We start from the raw sequence: 16,834 nt of genomic DNA, 5'->3' as shown, positions 1-16,834 counted from the left end.
ATGAAATTGATGCAAGTTGAGAAGAGCGAAAAATGATTTCCAAATTTTTCATTGAAAGACCGGTTCTGGCCAATGTGATTGCTTTACTCCTGGTCTTCATCGGTTTAATCGCTATCCTGGTTTTACCGGTATCGCAATACCCCGCCATTGTACCGCCTACTATTCAGGTGACGACCACTTACCCGGGTGCCGATGCCAAAACCCTGATTAATACTGTGGCCTTGCCCATCGAGCAGCAGGTCAATGGCGTGGAAAACATGCTTTACATGCAATCCACCAGTTCCAATAACGGTGCTTATACGCTGATTGTTACCTTTGCCATTGGCACGGATCTGAATTTTGCCCAGGTCCTGGTGCAAAACCGGGTACAGGCGGCGATGGCGCAATTGCCCATGGATGTGCAGAAGCAGGGGGTGGTTGTCCAGCAAAAATCCACCGCCATTCTGCAATTCATTACACTAACGTCGGAAAATGGCGAATACGATGGCGTGTTTCTTAACAGTTATGCCGCCATCAACATGCAGGATGAACTGGCGCGTCTGCCCGGTGTGGGTAATGTGCTGGTGTTCGGTTCCGGCAGCTACGCCATGCGCGTATGGCTTGATCCGAAAAAAATGCTCGCCTATTCGTTAAATCCCGGCGATGTCTTAAATGCCATCAGCTACCAAAATAAAGACGTGTCAGCAGGCCAGATTGCATCCCCGCCGGTTTTGGGTTCTCATTCGTATCAGCTCACCGTGAATGTGCCGGGGCAACTGGCTGATCCGGACGAATTTGGTAATATTATTATCAAAACCGTCGATACCCGGCCGGATGAAAATGCCAATGCCAGCAGTTCAGCCCAGGTGGTACGCATCAAGGACGTTGGGCGGGTGGAACTCGGATCATCGAGTTACAGTCAATTGGCTAATTTAAACGGCAAGCCGACAGCGGCCATTGGCATATTCCAGTTACCGGGCGCCAATGCGTTGCAAGTGGCTGACGAAGTGAAAAAAACCGTCACCAAAATGGCGAAGAAATTTCCTCCGGGCCTGACGTATTCGATTCCTTTTGATACCACCGTGTTTGTGAAAGCCTCGATTTCAGAGGTCTATAAAACCCTGTATGAAGCCGGTATTCTGGTCCTGCTGGTTATTGTTGTTTTTCTGCAGAATTTCCGCGCCTCACTCGTCCCGGCCACGACGGTACCGGTAACGATTATCGGTACCTTTTTCGCCTTGATGTTGCTCGGTTATACCATTAATTTACTGACTCTGTTTGCACTGGTACTCGCCATTGGTATTGTCGTTGATGACGCGATTGTGATCGTCGAGGGTGTCACCCAGCACATTGAAAAGGGCTTATCCCCCAAAGAAGCGTCCATTCAAGCCATGAAAGAATTGTTTGGACCTATCCTTGGCATTACGCTGGTGTTGATGGCCGTGTTTGTCCCCGCCGGGTTTATGCCGGGTTTGACGGGCGCGATGTATGCGCAATTTGCTCTGGTTATCGCGGCAACGGCCTTAATCAGCGCCATCAATGCCATGACCTTAAAGCCCACACAATGTGCCCTGTGGCTTAAGCCCATCGATAAAAACAAACCCAAAAATGTCTTTTTCAGGACCTTTGATAATCTCTATAACCCAATTGAAGCGCGTTACATCCGTTTTATGGATAAATTGGTCCACCACAGCGGCATGGTGTGTCTGCTGGGCGCCGCGCTGGTGGCCCTGGCTATTTTTGGCTTAACCCGAATCCCAACAGGGTTTATCCCCATTGAAGATCAGGGGTATCTGATTTTAAGCGTGCAATTGCCTGATGCAGCCACGCTGGGGCGCACCGACAAGGTCATGAGCGAGTTGACTAAAAAGGTTTCACAAATTGACGGCATTGAGAACGTCATTGCCATTGATGGCATTTCCCTGCTGGATAACAATGCCAGCCTGGCGAACGCGGGTGTGTTGTACATCATGTTTAAAGACTGGAGCGTTCGTGGAAAATCTGAAAACCTGCTGGCACTTTATACTAAAATCAATGACATTGCTAAAAACACGCTCGATGCCAAGATCCTGACCGTCGTTCCCCCACCCATCCAGGGGCTGGGATTATCGGGCGGCTTCCAGTTGCAGGTGGAATTACAGGACGGTACTTTTGACTATCAAAAATTGCAACGCGTGACGGACGGCTTAATCAGTGAGGGGAGCCGTGAGCCGGATCTGCAAAACTTAATGACGTCTTTCCGCGCCAGCGTGCCGCAGGTTGCTGCTCCCATTGACCGCACCAAAGCCGAGAGTCTGGGTGTTCGCATCGGCGATGCATTTAATACTCTGCAAACCTATCTTGGATCTTCCTATGTCAATTTGTTTACCAAATTTGGTCAGGTCTTTCCGGTTTATGTGCAAGCGGATGCTTCATCACGCGGGCAGGTGGACGATTTACGCAATTATTATGTCAAAAACCAGCAGGGTTCCATGGTTTCTTTAGGTACCCTGACCGATATTAAACCGGATGTCGGTCCAGCGATCATATCGCTTTATAATCTCTATCCATCCGGTAACGTCAACGGCATGGCGGCGAAAGGCTACAGTTCAGGCGAAGGCATTGAAACCATGGAAGAATTGGCGAAAAAACTGCCTCCTGGTTTTTCCTATGAATGGACAAGTACCGCCTATCAGGAAAAGGTCGCCGGTAACATGAGTTATTATATTTTTGCCATGTCACTGGTGCTTGTTTATCTGATTCTGGCCGGACAATACGAAAACTGGTTGATTCCCTCAGCCATTCTTTTCAGCGTACCCCTCACCTTGATCGGTACCGTACTGGCTCTGTCACTGTTCGGTCTGGACAACAACATGTACACTCAGATTGGCTTATTATTGCTGATTGCACTGGCGACAAAAAACGCCATTCTGATTGTCGAGGTGGCGCATGAACAACATCACATTCATAAAAAATCAGTGATGGAAGCGGCCGTTATCGGGGCGAAAACCCGATTCCGGCCCATCTTGATGACTTCGTTTGCCTTCATTATGGGGGTCATGCCCCTGGTTTTTGCGACCGGTGCAGGCGCCAATGCCAGACGCTCGATTGGCGTGGCGGTGTGCAGCGGCATGCTGGCTTCAACCTGTCTGGCGGTTGTGTTCGTTCCGGTGTTTTACGTGCTGTTACAAACCTGGCAGGATAAGCGAAAAGCGAAAAAAGAAGCAGCCGTCTTGTCTTAACGGTAAGACTGCTTGCGACCTTTCTGCACGGTTTGAGCAATGCCTTTTGCTTCGTTGACGGGAACTTTGGACGTAATGGGGGTGATTGTCGCCGCAGGCTTTACGGTTTTTTTAGGTTTTTTGATTGTTTTAGCCTGAGCGATTTCCTCTTCCAGTGTCTCAATTAATTCCTTCAGGAAGCGAAGCACGCGTTTCTTTTGCCCTAGCTCGGTAATATTCCATTCGTCCTTATTGGCGCGTTGATGGGCAATTTTGTATTTAATTCCAACCATTTCGGTGGAGTATTCATTGGCATTGAGCTTCTCAACCACTTGATCCGCTAAAATGTACCAATGGTATTTAGTCCCAACCGGAACACCGGAGCCCTCAGGGGCTTTGCCTTTACGACGTTTGGTCACCGCATAATGAATTTCCCATTGGTCAGGCGTGATTTTGGTTTCTTTCCAGGCGCCCTGATCATAAAGCCAGGAATGGCTTCGACCCACTTTCATGCCAGTGTAACTTTTTCCATTAAATTCTTTAAATTGATTGTAGGATTGACCACTGGTTTTTGGGTTGGATTCATTCTCCTTTTTAGTTTCATCTTTCATAGAAACCTCCTGCTTTTTATTATCACTGTTTATTATTAATTTTAGCTTATTGATTGCAGGATTTTTCTAATGATTTGCGGGGTAAAGAAAAGCCAGGGTTATCCGGGATAACCCTGGCTTGTTATTAATAAGCCCCGCCATTAGTGCCGGTTCCGGTGGTGGTGTCAGTGCCTGTGCCCGTTCCGGTGGTGGTGTCAGTGCCTGTGCCCGTTCCGGTGGTGGTGTCAGTGCCTGTGCCCGTTCCGGTGGTGGTGTCAGTACCTGTGCCCGTTCCGGTGGTGGTGTCAGTGCCTGTGCCGGTTCCGGTGGTGGTGTCGGTGCCCGTGCCCGTTCCGGTGGTGGTGTCGGTGCCTGTGTTCATGGTTCCCGTGCCCGTCGTGGAGTCAGTTGATGACGTCCCGGAGCCAGAAGTATCTGCGTAAGTGGAGGTTAATGCTGCGGCAGTGAATAAAGTCAGTGCAATCCGTTTCATGGCGATCGTCCTTCTCGTTAAGCCTGTTATTAATGATTGTTGTGCTGATAAGCTCTTTTCGCACAAAAAATCATAAAAACAGGTTTGGGTTTTAGAAATAAATACGACAATTATCCAGAGTAAACAATTTAAAACTCTACTGTTAAGGATAGCTCAAATAATCGGACAATTAGATTATTCAGGAGTCTAAACGGCGTTTTTCTGCGGTTTTATAATCAGTCCGCATAAAAAACACGCCAGACAGTAGTAAAAACTGTTCAGATGAATGTATTATTTCTAAGCTTTGAATTGACAGGATGCCAAAATGAAAATTTCATTCATTAAAAATTGCTTAACCAATTATGATAAGAACAAGGGGTATCTGCGGGTACTGAAAGATGAAACCCACATTGGCCAGTTAAGAGTGTTTTATAATGAACTGGGTGGCGACAAAGCAGACGATCGTGATCTTAATCCCCAGGAATTACTCAAGCTCGTAACCATTGCACTCGGCAAAAAAAATTGGAATGACTCCCAAAGTGCCGATGTGTTTACTGAAATTTTCAAACAGTTTGGCGGCAAGGAAGCTTACCAGTATTTAGCTGATAAAAATGGCTTAACGGCAGAAAACGTTGCATTTTTGGAAAAAATGGTTTCCGTCCACAGCAGGAATAGCCAGGAGATTGGAGGGCTTGCGATCCTCCTGGATTATTCATCACAAAGTGTTCCCCCTTTGCCTTTAAATGTGTTATCGGAGGAGTCTCTTCTTTTTGATTTAGTCAGCATGTACAACAAAACGGGTTGTTTGAGTCGTCTGAAAAAGGAGGGGCTATTAAGCAAAAACGCGCTGTTGTTGATTGCTAAATGCAAGGACGTTGAGGTTGCTGAACAGTTGATTCGCCTAATGAATGCCCAGAACAGCTTCAACGACGCAAACCTTTTGTCATTATCAAAAAATCCCGAGGCCCTTGAGCCCATTTTTCAAATTCTAACCAGTCTTGGTCATAAAGAGGTCTTCCCGCCGACCTTTTGCGATGTGACAACATTATTCAGTTTCAACGCGGTAGCTGCGACCAATTTCAAGCATTACCTGCAGGGTATTGAGCAACAATGCATAAAAAATAAAACCACTGCGGCCCCTGAAATTGGCAAAAAACTGATGGCTCATGCCGAAACGCTGGCCACCCAAAATCCAGGAGTGATGGAGAAAACACTGAGTGTATTCAAGCAGCGGGAATGGATAATAGCCGACTACCTCGATTACCTGTTGGCAATCAAAGATGCCAACCTGTACTATACCGTGATCAACATGGCTAAATTATCGCTTGAAGCGATGTATCTACCCCAGATTCTCGAGGCGGTGAAGGCAGACAGCACGCATCATCGAGCGATAGTCACTGGTGTTGTCCATCTTAAAGAGAAAAATGCCCTGACTGAAGAGCATCTGATTTTTATTTTAAGCTCCTGCCCGCATGCTCATACCCTGGCGATTGCCCTGACGCAGTGGCCGCATTTAAAAGAAAAAAACATCCCTGTGGCTCCTGCCGAGTTATTAAAACATCCGTCGTTTGCTGAAAAAATCGTTTGCGCTTTGATTGAGTTAAGTAATACAACAGTGCTTTCTGAGCAACTCTGCAGGCTGGTGATAAGTAAACCGGATAGTGCTGAATCGGCACAGGCTATTTTTCAGTTATTAAAAAGAAATGAATTGTGTACGGAAAAAATGGTGGAATTTCTTTATAAAAATAATCGAATGAACCTCCATATGCATAAGGCACTGGTCGCATTGGATGCAGCGAATATCCTGACCAACACCAACATCATTAAACTCAGTATGAACGGCACGTATCTAAAAACCATTGCCAGTGCCTGCGCTACCTTAAATAATGCCAATGCGTCAGTGAAGGAATTAAATTCTCACAATTCCTGCACCCGGTTAAATCAGAACATTTTTGATGCCCTCATCGCGAATCCTGTCGACGCCTTGAAACTGGCGGAATCCTCAGGCGGGTTGCTTTCCCGTGTGAACAGTCCAATCAAAGACGAGGGCGCCTGCGAGTTTGTCAAAATCCGCGGAGCGGCCCGCAGTCTTGCCTTATTACAGCACAGTGGGTTACTGTTCGGGCCTTACATAGAGCCTCATGCCAAGGGTGGAAAAAAACCGTTTACTCTTGAGCAAAGGCGGGCGTTGGAAAAAAAATCAATCTTTCATATCGCCTCGTTTCTTGGCAACGGTCTTCTTGAAAAAGCAGTCGAGGATCATGTAGCAAAAGAGGGTGTTGAAGGTATTTTTAATGGAAAATAGAATCACTGGATGAAGACGACCGACATTGAAAGAGAGGTGGTTACAAACGGCTTAAACTGCGGAGTAACGCCCTCTCCCATTGGGAGAGGGGCATGTGACCCGATTATAGACTGTTTGCCTAGGGGAAAGCCGCCAGGGCCTTTTGTAGACAGGGATCCTGTTCGGCAAAAGCGCTGATGACGATTCGGGTCGCTGCGGCAATTACGTCATTGTTGGGGTTTGCATCCACTTTCGGTTGGGTAAAATACACTGCCAGCGTCACCGGTTGACAATGGGGCGGCCAAATGATGGCAATGTCATTGGAGGTGCCGTAGTCGCCGGTCCCTGTTTTATCACCGACTACCCATCCCTCGGGCAATCCGGCGCGAATGCGGGCGCCGCCCGTGCTGTTGTTGCGAAGCCAGGTGATCAACAGTTGGCGTTCGGGTGTGGCCAGTAGCGTGTCGGTGGTGAGCTTCTGCAAACTAAGCGCCATGGCTTTGGGTGTGGTCGTGTCTCTTGGGTCACCCGGAATGGCCGTGTTTAATTCCGGCTCAAAGCGGTCCAGCCTGAACTGGTTATCGCCAATTGATCGGGCAAATGCCGTTACCGCCCTGGGGCCTCCCATCTTTTTCAGGATAAGGTTAAGGGCTGTATTGTCACTCTGCGTGATCGCGGCCTCACACAATTCAGCCAGTGTCATGCCATCAGCCAGGTGCTTCTCAGTCTCCGGCGAATGCACCACCAGATCCTGCTTGCTGTAGTGAATTTTTTCCTGAAGCAGGGTCTTGTTCCTCATGTTCTGGCTTAAAAGAGCGGCCACGCTCATGGCCTTGCTGGTACTGCACAGAGGGAACGCTTGTCGGGCATGGTATTGAATTGTCATGCCATTGGCCTGATTAATGGCGGCAATCCCCAATCGTCCTCCGGCAGAGGCTTCCAGTGCGGCCATTTTTTGTTGCAGGGAAAGCAATTCATCCCTGGCATGGGCGGTTAAAGTCAATGTGGCTATCGCGAAAAAAAATACACTAAATCGTTTAAAAGACATAAAAAACTCGTTACTTTTATTAATACAACAGGGTGGGTTTGACGCGCAATGACAGGGTGAACGCGTCAGGACGTCAAGGTATGCTATGCTAATGGGAAAGTCAGGGTATTGGAATGCCTGTATGAAAAAAATGTTACTGATGGCACTGTGGGCGTGGACCTTTTCAGCACTTGCGGTTGATCCTCCGGAATCAGCCATTGTCGACCAGCAATACGATCAGGCGCGTTGCGTGCAGGATCTGATGAATCGTTGCCATGCGGCTTGTAAAACGGCAAAGGGGGGCCCGGATTGCATTTCTCGTTGCCAGGATAATGCAAAAAATGAATGTCGTCAGGCGGGTGAATGAATCCGGCTTGCGTGTCAACGTTCAGGCTTCATCGGGGAAAGCATCATTTAAAACCGCGGGCAGGCTGTCTTCATAATAGTGCTCCCCTTTAAAAATCACTGTTTTTCCCGACAGGGCTGCGATGCGTTGACCGGGCAGGATAAAACCCACGACGTTGAGCGGGTCAACGGCCGCAATGGAAACGGCTTCCCGATGAGGCGCTTTATTTTTAATTGCCCGTAATGAATCAACGGCATAGGGAAGCGCAAACTGTTCGCCTAAAAAGCCGCTGACAAAGCGACCGCCGCGGATTTCTCCCCGCGCTTCCAACCGCCGGAAAACAAGGAGTAACTCGCGCCAGGCAGGCATTAATTTTTCACGTGCGATCAAATCCCGAAAGACAACGCCGTAACGTTTCAGCAACAGCCAGCAGAGGGCTTCCGTCTGGTTGTCGGCATTGGTCTGGGGTGTTTTAAGGAGACTCCAGCGTCCGGTGCTGTACTGATGGCGTACGGGGCGACGGCGCTTCTGGTTTAAACGGCGTTTTGGATCAATCAGTGATCGCAGGTTATCAAACCCATCCGCTGTGGTTAATCCAGCGGTAACCAGCTCCCATAAAGCCATTTCAATTTCTGACTTCAAGGCGTGAACCCCTTCGGCTATCTCATTAAAAAACGAGGCCCCCTGGTGTTTAAGAAAGGCGTAAACGAGGCGTGCAACATGGCTTAAATGCAATAACTCATCCTCCTGTTCCACTGGTTTAATGGCGGGCATCCAATCGGCTTTATCGCGTACAAAAAAAGTAATCGGCGCTACACTGGTGGGGATGACGCGCTTATTTTCGGATGCCGTGTCGCTGGTTCTGGATAGACGGCCCCAGCCAATAATGCCCATGAGGCAAAGCCGGTCAAGCATACCGGGATCGTAGTGCGCGACGCGTTTGGCAAAAATGTCCTTTTCCCAGGCTTTAGCCGGAATTTCAACGCCCTGAAGCTGGCTTATCACCTCAATCAACCCCTGTTCATCCCGTAATTGCGTGCCCGGTGTGACATGCTGCCAGGTGAGCAGCCACTGCATGAACTTAATGGCAGTCACTGGCTCAATTTCCCGTCGCAGTTTGCCCAGGGTTAAACGATGAATACGGGCTAAGAGCCGTCGCTCGCACCATTCCTGTTTCGTACCGGTAAAGGATCCGCGTAAAATAACGCCGCTGGCTTCAAGACGAAGCAGTGCCTGCTCCGTTTCGCCTGGGGTAAGCGAAAGAATGCTGCTTAATTCCTCTGCACTGATGGGGCCGCTTGAAAACATCCAGCCACGGATTAACTCAATCAGCGCCTCCTCGCGCAACAGCGGCTTGTCTTCAATAGCCGGCAGGGAATCCTGAATAAGGGCCGCAGGGTAAAGATGAGCAAAGGTTTTTGCTTTTTCAGCGGCGAACCAGAATGCCTCGCCAGCCAGAGTGGCGCAACCAGCCCGTTTTTCCTGCTGTAATTCATTAAAAAAAATCCGCCACTGTTCATCAAGCTTAAGCGCTTGCAGATACTTCACCGGTAAGGCAATCAACGTTTGCAGCGCATCCTGCAACTCGTCCTTGTCGCGGACATCCGGCCAGACTTGTTGTTTGACTTCGGCAATGATGTCTTTATCCAGCTGGCCTATGTCGTCCAGCAGCGATTCGGGAAGAATACGCCTTAGCGTGACTGCGCGGGCGCGCCGCTCTTCCAGCGGGGCATCGTCCAGGAAAGCATAGGGATTGGCATTTAAAATTTCATGGGCAAAGGCCGAGGGAGTCGGTGTATCGACCGCCAGGTAATTGATTTCTCCGCGTTTGAGGCGCTCAAGCACAGTGATTAGCCCCTGCAAATCCAGGGCTTCCGTCAAGGCATCCTTGATGGTTTCGTTAATCAGCGGGTGATCCGGCAAGTCAATGTCGCGTCCGCCGAGGTTATCCTGACAGGCGGCCGCATCCGGGAAAACAGCGGCAAGCAAATCATCGGCGAGCATGCGCTGGATGTTGGGCGGTACTTTTTTGCCATTTCGAAAGCGAATCAGGGCCAAGGCGCGGCCGGCATCCCAGCGCCAGCGGGTAGCGAACAGGGGGGATTGCAAAACGGCCTGGGTCAGGACCCGGGTGATGCTTTTAGGATTTAAAAAGGCGAAGACATCCGCCAAGGGAAAACTGTGCTGTTCAGCCAGGGCAATATTAATGCCGTCGTCGGTGGCTGAGGCCTGCAATTCAAAATTAAACGAGCGGCAAAAGCATTTGCGCAACGCCAGACCCCAGGCCTTATTGATACGGGCGCCAAAGGGGGCATGAATAATCAACTGCATCCCTCCGGCTTCGTCAAAAAACCGCTCGGCGATAACGGTCTGTTGCGTGGGCACGGCGCCTAATAACGCTCGTCCCTGCAGAATATACTCCACTAACTGCTCGGCGCCTGCCCGGTTGACCTGGCAATGCTCAATGAGCCACTTAAGGGCGTCCTGCGTGAGCGTCAATTGTTCACTGGCCGGGGCAGCCGGCAAACACTCAGCGGGCAACAGGTCGCTTAAGCGCTCGCGTAAGGCCGACACCTGCAGCGACAGTTCGTTGGTTCGCCCCGGCGCCTCACCCCGCCAGAAAGGCACAGTGGGGGGCGCGCCATGGGCATCTTCAACCAGCACGCGGCCAGTTGCGCTTTCAATGCGGCGAATCTGCCAGGAAGTACTGCCCAGCAGGATAATGTCGCCGCGATTGCTTTCGACGGCAAAATCTTCATCCAGTGTTCCCACCATGGCACCCGTGGGTTCGGTGATGACAGTAAACAGGCCGTTTTCAGGGATGGCGCCGCCATTGGTGATGGCCGTTAAGCGGCTGCCGCGGCGACCCTTGACCCGACCATTGACTCGGTCACGGAATAAATAGGCGCTGTAGCGGCCGCGTGAACCGGCGATGCCTTCAGACAGCATCTCGAGCACCTCATTAAACGTTTGCCTCGACAGGGCGCGATAGGGGTAAGCTCGCCGGACCAAGGCAAATAAATCATCTTCCTGCCATTCATCGGTGGCACAACTGGCTACCAGTTGCTGAGCCAGAATGTCCAGGGGGGCCTCGGGAATAATCAGTTCATCCAGATCCCCGTCACGGATAGCGTGAACCAGGGCGGCGCACTCCAACAATTCATCGCGCGTGGTGACAAAAAGGCGGCCTTTGGACACCGCGCCATGCCAGTGTCCGGCCCGCCCTACCCGTTGAAGCATCACGGCAATGGCACGCGGTGAGCCTAACTGGCAGACCAGGTCCACACTGCCAATGTCGATTCCCAACTCCAGGGAAGCAGTGGCAACCAAGGCTTTTAATTCGCCATTTTTTAATTGATTCTCCGCTTTCAGGCGTAATTTTCTGGATAAACTGCCATGGTGAGCCGCCACCTGATCAGCGCCTAAACGTTCAGCCAGGTGATGAGCGACGCGCTCAGCGACCCGCCTGGTATTGGCAAAAATCAGGGTAGAGCGGTTTTGTCTGGCTAATTCAGCCAGACGATCATAAATTTCATCCCACATCTCATTGGAAGCGACAGCCCCGAGCTCCGACGAGGGCACTTCCACCGTCAATTCCAGGTGTTTGGCATGGCCAATGTTGATAATCGCCGCCTTGTCCGCCCGGTTGCCCATTAAAAAATCAGCCACTCGCTCCAAAGGCTTTTGGGTGGCGGACAAGCCAATGCGCAGCGGCGGTTGATGGGTCAGCGCTTCCAGACGTTCGAGCGAAAGACTTAAGTGACTGCCGCGCTTGTCGTCAGCCAAGGCATGGATTTCGTCAATAATGACCGTTTTTACACTGCGAAGGATTTCACGGCTTTTCTCGGTGGTGAGCAGAATGTAAAGTGATTCCGGGGTGGTCACCAGAATATGCGGCGGTTTTTTGGCCATGGCGGCGCGCTCTTTTGCTGGCGTATCGCCGCTTCGGACGGACACATTGATTTCACTCATGGGTTGCTGGTAAGTTTCAGCCAGTGCCAGTATGCCGTTTAACGGGGTCATTAAATTTTTTTGAATGTCATTGCCCAGGGCTTTTAATGGCGAAACATAAAGCACCTCGGTTTCATCGCTTAATGTGCCGGCTAAGGCTTTTCGGATTAATTGATCCAGGCAGGCTAAAAAAGCGGCAAAGGTTTTCCCAGAGCCAGTCGGTGCAGAAATCAACGTGGCCTTGCCGGCGAGGATGAAAGGCCAACCCTGCCGCTGCGGTTCGGTCGGTTCGCCAACCTGATTGATAAACCATTCGCGGACCAGAGGATGAGCCCAGTCGAGACTGTGTGCCCGTTTCATGACTGAATAACGCTTAGAGGATATTGTGTAAAGTATACACTATATCGATTTTGGAATACTCGGAAAAAGATTATACTAAGAAGAAAAAAGGGGAAAGCATGCAAAAGCTACTTTACGCGGTCGTGTTTTTTATCCTCAGTGCAGCGGCTCACAGCGACGAACGTTGTTTTGATTATAAAAAAGGCAAGGCCATCCTGAAGGAATTGGAAGGTATGGTGGAGTATACACTCTGTGCCCAACCGCTTTCGGCGGAGCGGGTGCGCTCAGGCATAAACGCCGTGTTGCCGAGTGTGATGAATAAAGCGTTTCTTGGGGTAGACCCGCCTGACAATTGGCAGGCAATGATGAATGAGGTACAGCAAACCTGCCTTAAAGATCATGGCAATCTGTGTTCAGACGCTGCCCAAAAGGAAGTGGAAGCCTGTGTTTCTGCGCAATTGCCTGCGTTCATTCTGTTTTGGGCCCCCTGGTTTGCCGAACACTGCGAGGCAATCAATAAGGCCGTCATTTTAAACTGGAAGCAAAAGAAACCTCAGGTTCAACAGTGGATCAATGCGTTTAAACAGCAAACCATTAATTGACTGACGGGGAGAATTTTTCCCCACTGTCGCGCAGAACCGGGCCTTCTGTTTTTTCATCGTATTCATAGGCCGCAAACGGGTCTTCATCCGCAAGCGCTGTTTCTTTTATTCCCTCTTTAAAAGGGATATCCATGCGCTTCACTGTCCATGCACCATGGGTGTAGCTGGTGTATTTGCCGATTCGCTGATTGGAATCAGGCGACACCTCCGTGGAAGGGCGGATTCCTGCTTCCTTAAAGGCCTCTTCAATTGCCATAATGGCTTCTATCCATTCCTGTGCCTGTTTCTCCGGGTTGGCATTGCAATAAATGACAATTTCACGGCCAATCATGCGTCTGCCAGGCTCGCGGCTGGCAAGTTCTGCCTGACCCTCTGCCATGATTTTAAACACACCCAGATTAAATGTTGTCGCGCAGGTGGCCATAATCACAAAGGCTTTTTCCAGATCATCCTTGTGAATGGCGAGGTTTAACTTCCAATCGAACTCATCAATTGCCCTAAGAGGGGGATGATGTCGCTCACACACCAGCCAGCGGGTGGCCTGGAGCGCCATGTCAGAAGTGTGAAACATATGCAGTTTCAGATTCAGGGCCGGGTGCTCTTCCCGCGCATAGTTTTTTTCCTCCATTTGCAGCCCCTGCGAGGATTTGCGGTAATAGGCGCTAATGATCTCGCTCAGTGTATCAGAGCCCTGTTTTTTTTCAGTAGGGCGCTTTTCAGGTTTAAAGAGGGTAAACACCTGATTAACGGCTGCCCCATGGTGCGGGTAAAAGAAAAAATGCCTTTATTGTTATTATTCTCATTGCTTACCGCCGCTTTTTTGATAACAGGACGGCCTTTACCCTGGGCAAGCTGTGCAGCCTTGACAGCAGTAGTGTCCTTTTTGTTCTGTGAAGCGGCAAATTGCAGAAGCGGTGAGTTGCTCACCAGGGAGACAAGGTTGCTGTTGGTGTATTTTGCCGAAGGATCATAGGGTTCGCGACGCAGCAGCTCGAGGTAGGCCTCTTGCAGGACGACCAGATCCGCAATCTGTTGTTCCGTGTAAGTGGATTCACTTTGGGTGTACAGTTCAGAAGACTGAATGGCTTCAAAGGCTTCATCCAGGAATTTTAATTTAAGGCAGATGTCCTTTATCCCTTGCAGACGCAACAGGACGGCGTTGGCTGTCATGGGCTTTTGTTTGACATCACCCAGCAGGGGAAAGAGGACTAACTGATCCAACTCTCCGGTCGCATTAAAGTAACTCATGTTTGAGATGTTAAGCAGGGTGATGTACACCGTGATGATCGCCTCAAGATACTCGCTTTTCTCCTCGACAGGTAAGGGGCTTGACAACACGTAGTGGCCAAGGTCTGTCAGAAGTTTAATCTGGTTTTCGGCGCTAAGCAGGGCCTCGCCCTGAAAGGTGATGAATTGCTGTTGGAGGGCTGTGAGTTGCCTGGTTATTTCTTCCGCGCTCAAGGGTTTTTTAGCATCAATCGCCTCGCTGCAGAGGACGACGTGTAAGCCATTAAAAACCTCGGGCGGGTCGTTTTCAAAAAACAATTGGCAATATAGAAGCATGTCTTTGGAAAAGAAGGCTTTAAGCAAATCCCTGCCTGAAGGGGCGTCGTTGGCAATCAGATCAGGAATATTGAATAACAATTCCCTTTTGGTATAAAGCTTGTAAATGGCGGAAAACGTGTTTTCCCTAAATACCTGCGCCATCACCTGAAGAAAAGCGGTTCTCAGTATCATTATTTTTTGAAAGTTTTCAACCTCAAGAGGAGAATAGGGGTGGTGATTAATGGCCGAGGTAATGGCATTTAATTGATTAAATGTCAGGGATTTAATGCGTGTTTGCACCGGTTTTTCAAACGACAGGGAGGAGGCTTCGTGTGCGGCTTTATCGTCCCCTTCCCTGCTTTTTTCAATGATCTCGGTGAGTTTTTTTAGCTGCACGGGCGTCACGTCGATTTCAACCGCAGTGGCCGTGGCTTTATCAAAATAATACACTTTTTCATCACCGGTTACGACATAAGCACCGCCACTCTGAATGGTTTGCACCAAGGCTTCCCTGTCGAGCGGTGCCCTGGCTGTGATAAAACTGACCGTGAGTGCAGGTTGCTTAATGCTGCTTAATGCTTCTTCCAGAAAGGTAAATTGTTGATGAACATCAAAATAGGAGCTGCCATCCTCAGTCTGGTACGCATAAGCCATATCATTCAACCAGTTTAAAACGTCTTCGGTTGTGGGAGGAGGGGAAGACTGAAATCGCCCTGGTAATGCATTTTTGATTTTTAATTCGCTTAAATCCGAGTGCGATTCACGGTAATAATGAATCACGTCAGATCGTTTAAACGCCTCCTTGAACACCACATAGAGCGGCGGGATAATGGCGGGAATAAAGGCGTCCGCGTATTGTTCCAGTCGGTAGGCGAGCATGGAGTTTTCATCGGTCAGGAAGGCATGAGCCTCCGAGTAAGGTTTTTGAGCCAGCAGTTGCAGGTAAGTCACCCGGATAGCCAGCAGGGCTTGAAACTGGGCTGGGGTTAAGCTTTCTGAGGGGTCGTGCCATACGTATTTACTGAGGTTGGCACGATTGGCGATGGCAAAAAACAGCTTTTCCAGCTGGGTCAGCTTTTCTTGCAGCGTAAACTGATCATTCAAAGCCAGTTCCTGATGAAAGTCAGGGACTTTACCGCGATCAATGTCGTTTAGCCAGGGTAAATCGCTGAAATACTCCCGGTAGGCTTTTTCGATGATGTCCTGTTGCGAGGCATCGAGATGGCTCAAGAGTTGTTTCCGCCGCTGGTTAATGTATTTTGTCGACTGTTCGCGGCTTTGATTGAAGTGATATTTTTGTTTATGGAGGTCGATAAAAACCGCTGGCTGCAAATCGAAATCAGCCGCTTGCGCCAGGGTGTCTTCCATGGTCTGGTAAGATTGGCTCATGGCAATGATTTTAGTTGGCATGTCGCTTAATCTGACCCAACTGATTTTATCCTGAACGTCAAGAGCAATGAGCCGTTTGCCTCGATTCATCGCATTGCCCGGCATTTCAACCTGACGCATGGCGGCCAAGTGTTTATCTTCCTCATAGTGTGCAGGCAAATAGTCAAAGGCATGCTCGTATTTGGCGAGTTCCCCCAATGCCGCCAGGGTGTATACGGCGCAATTATAGCTGTCGCGCTGCAAACCGGTGCGGCAGGATTTGATTTCAAAAGGCAGTCCCATGCTGCTTAGCTTTTTATATAACAGATTGACTGCTTCGAGATGCCGGGGATCGCCCGCTGACTCAAAGCAAAAAATCCGGTAATTGCCGTCTGAGTCACGCTCAACATCGAAGCCGATGGCATGCTCTTCATTCAAATGGTAATAAAAAAATTGTTTTCGCTCGCCCTTGGCCAGGTTAGCAATCGCCTTGGCCATTTTTCTTACTGTGGATGCGGAGGCATAATCGGCGCAACGGATGACCTCGAGATTGGCATGCCGCCCCAGTGCCGCGTAACGGCGGTTTTTAGCCAGAATCAGCGGCAAAACGTCGCTTTCAATCAGCTTGTACTCGCCTTTAAGCCGCAACAGCAGGTTTTTATAGGTTTTTTCAAGGTGCAGGTAGTCACTGCTGCCAAGCTCATTGACCAGGTATTTAGGCAGACTACGCTTTAATTCCTGTTCCCGAATATAACCTGTCAAAACCGCGTTAACCTGATTGAGCAGCTCTTCCGAAGGATTGTCGGCATCAACAGCATGACGTTCGGTGATTTTCTTAAGTTGGTACTTGGTAAACGAATTAAAATGCAGCCAGTAAGCCAGCTCCGTGAGGTTTTTTTCCTGAATAAGCTCGCCTAAACGGGTCTGGGAAGCGCTCTTTGCAAGGGGGTGGCGTTCAGCGCTGGCAATCATCCATTGGGCAAGAATCAGGGAATAGGGCATTTTAAGAGGCGGGGCCTCGTTTTCTTTCTTTTCAGATGTCATAACAGCTCCGCGGTGTACATGTGTATTAAATATAGACAATTAGAGGTTTAATATTGGATTTTCTGTCATGAAATTATATAGTGGCTT

Annotated in this window: 10 protein-coding genes; 5 read left to right on the top strand and 5 right to left on the bottom strand. The window is 49.5% G+C overall.

Translation table 11 applies throughout. The features are described 5' to 3' along the window. Positions 1–32 precede the first annotated feature (32 nt). The gene (locus GH742_RS09425; RefSeq protein WP_203454719.1) at positions 33–3,200 is read left to right on the top strand and encodes an efflux RND transporter permease subunit; all 3,168 of its coding nucleotides are present in this window, start codon (positions 33–35) and stop codon (positions 3,198–3,200) included. On the opposite strand, the gene GH742_RS09420 is transcribed toward GH742_RS09425, so the two are convergent. Next, a complete protein-coding gene (locus GH742_RS09420; protein WP_203454712.1) occupies positions 3,197–3,790 on the bottom strand; it encodes a hypothetical protein in 594 nt (197 codons plus the stop codon). The two genes, GH742_RS09425 and GH742_RS09420, sit on opposite strands and share 4 nt — an antisense overlap. A 118-nt stretch (positions 3,791–3,908) precedes the next feature. Between GH742_RS09420 and GH742_RS09415 the strand changes: the two genes are divergently transcribed. Beyond that, positions 3,909–4,181 (top strand): hypothetical protein, encoded by a 273-nt coding sequence (locus GH742_RS09415; RefSeq protein ID WP_203454710.1) that lies wholly within the window; start codon positions 3,909–3,911, stop codon positions 4,179–4,181. Positions 4,182–4,566: 385 nt separating this feature from the next. Beyond that, positions 4,567–6,546 carry a hypothetical protein gene (locus tag GH742_RS09410; protein WP_203454708.1) on the top strand — a complete coding sequence of 660 codons (1,980 nt, stop codon included), beginning with the start codon at positions 4,567–4,569 and terminating at the stop codon, positions 6,544–6,546. A gap of 118 nt (positions 6,547–6,664) precedes the next feature. On the opposite strand, the gene bla is transcribed toward GH742_RS09410, so the two are convergent. Beyond that, positions 6,665–7,573 carry a class A beta-lactamase gene (gene bla / locus GH742_RS09405; protein WP_203454707.1) on the bottom strand — a complete coding sequence of 303 codons (909 nt, stop codon included), beginning with the start codon at positions 7,571–7,573 and terminating at the stop codon, positions 6,665–6,667. Between the two features lie 121 nt (positions 7,574–7,694). On the opposite strand from bla, the gene GH742_RS09400 reads away from it, so the two are divergent. After that, positions 7,695–7,919 carry a hypothetical protein gene (locus GH742_RS09400; RefSeq protein ID WP_203454705.1) on the top strand — a complete coding sequence of 75 codons (225 nt, stop codon included), beginning with the start codon at positions 7,695–7,697 and terminating at the stop codon, positions 7,917–7,919. A 21-nt stretch (positions 7,920–7,940) separates the two neighbouring features. On the opposite strand, the gene GH742_RS09395 is transcribed toward GH742_RS09400, so the two are convergent. Beyond that, complete coding sequence (locus tag GH742_RS09395; RefSeq protein ID WP_203454703.1) at positions 7,941–12,209, bottom strand: DEAD/DEAH box helicase; 4,269 nt, start codon at positions 12,207–12,209, stop codon at positions 7,941–7,943. A 98-nt stretch (positions 12,210–12,307) separates the two neighbouring features. On the opposite strand from GH742_RS09395, the gene GH742_RS09390 reads away from it, so the two are divergent. Then, the gene (locus tag GH742_RS09390; RefSeq protein WP_203454701.1) at positions 12,308–12,790 is read left to right on the top strand and encodes a hypothetical protein; all 483 of its coding nucleotides are present in this window, start codon (positions 12,308–12,310) and stop codon (positions 12,788–12,790) included. On the opposite strand, the gene GH742_RS09385 is transcribed toward GH742_RS09390, so the two are convergent. Together GH742_RS09385 and GH742_RS09380 are read right to left on the bottom strand one after the other, a co-directional pair. Beyond that, a complete protein-coding gene (locus GH742_RS09385; RefSeq protein WP_203454699.1) occupies positions 12,783–13,418 on the bottom strand; it encodes a hypothetical protein in 636 nt (211 codons plus the stop codon). The two genes, GH742_RS09390 and GH742_RS09385, sit on opposite strands and share 8 nt — an antisense overlap. A gap of 47 nt (positions 13,419–13,465) precedes the next feature. Beyond that, positions 13,466–16,747 (bottom strand): hypothetical protein, encoded by a 3,282-nt coding sequence (locus GH742_RS09380; protein WP_203454697.1) that lies wholly within the window; start codon positions 16,745–16,747, stop codon positions 13,466–13,468. Positions 16,748–16,834: the final 87 nt, after the last annotated feature.

The organism is Legionella sp. MW5194, assembly GCF_016864235.1.
Lineage (GTDB): Bacteria > Pseudomonadota > Gammaproteobacteria > Legionellales > Legionellaceae > Legionella_C.
This window is presented reverse-complemented; position numbering and strand designations above follow the sequence as displayed.

Coding starts and splice junctions, on each gene's coding strand:
- GH742_RS09425 (WP_203454719.1), top strand. CDS start 33: ATGATTTCCAAATTTTTCATTGAAAGACCGGTTCTGGCCAATGTGATT.
- GH742_RS09420 (WP_203454712.1), bottom strand. CDS start 3,790: ATGAAAGATGAAACTAAAAAGGAGAATGAATCCAACCCAAAAACCAGT.
- GH742_RS09410 (WP_203454708.1), top strand. CDS start 4,567: ATGAAAATTTCATTCATTAAAAATTGCTTAACCAATTATGATAAGAAC.
- bla (WP_203454707.1), bottom strand. CDS start 7,573: ATGTCTTTTAAACGATTTAGTGTATTTTTTTTCGCGATAGCCACATTG.
- GH742_RS09400 (WP_203454705.1), top strand. CDS start 7,695: ATGAAAAAAATGTTACTGATGGCACTGTGGGCGTGGACCTTTTCAGCA.
- GH742_RS09395 (WP_203454703.1), bottom strand. CDS start 12,209: ATGAAACGGGCACACAGTCTCGACTGGGCTCATCCTCTGGTCCGCGAA.
- GH742_RS09390 (WP_203454701.1), top strand. CDS start 12,308: ATGCAAAAGCTACTTTACGCGGTCGTGTTTTTTATCCTCAGTGCAGCG.
- GH742_RS09385 (WP_203454699.1), bottom strand. CDS start 13,418: ATGGAGGAAAAAAACTATGCGCGGGAAGAGCACCCGGCCCTGAATCTG.
- GH742_RS09380 (WP_203454697.1), bottom strand. CDS start 16,747: ATGACATCTGAAAAGAAAGAAAACGAGGCCCCGCCTCTTAAAATGCCC.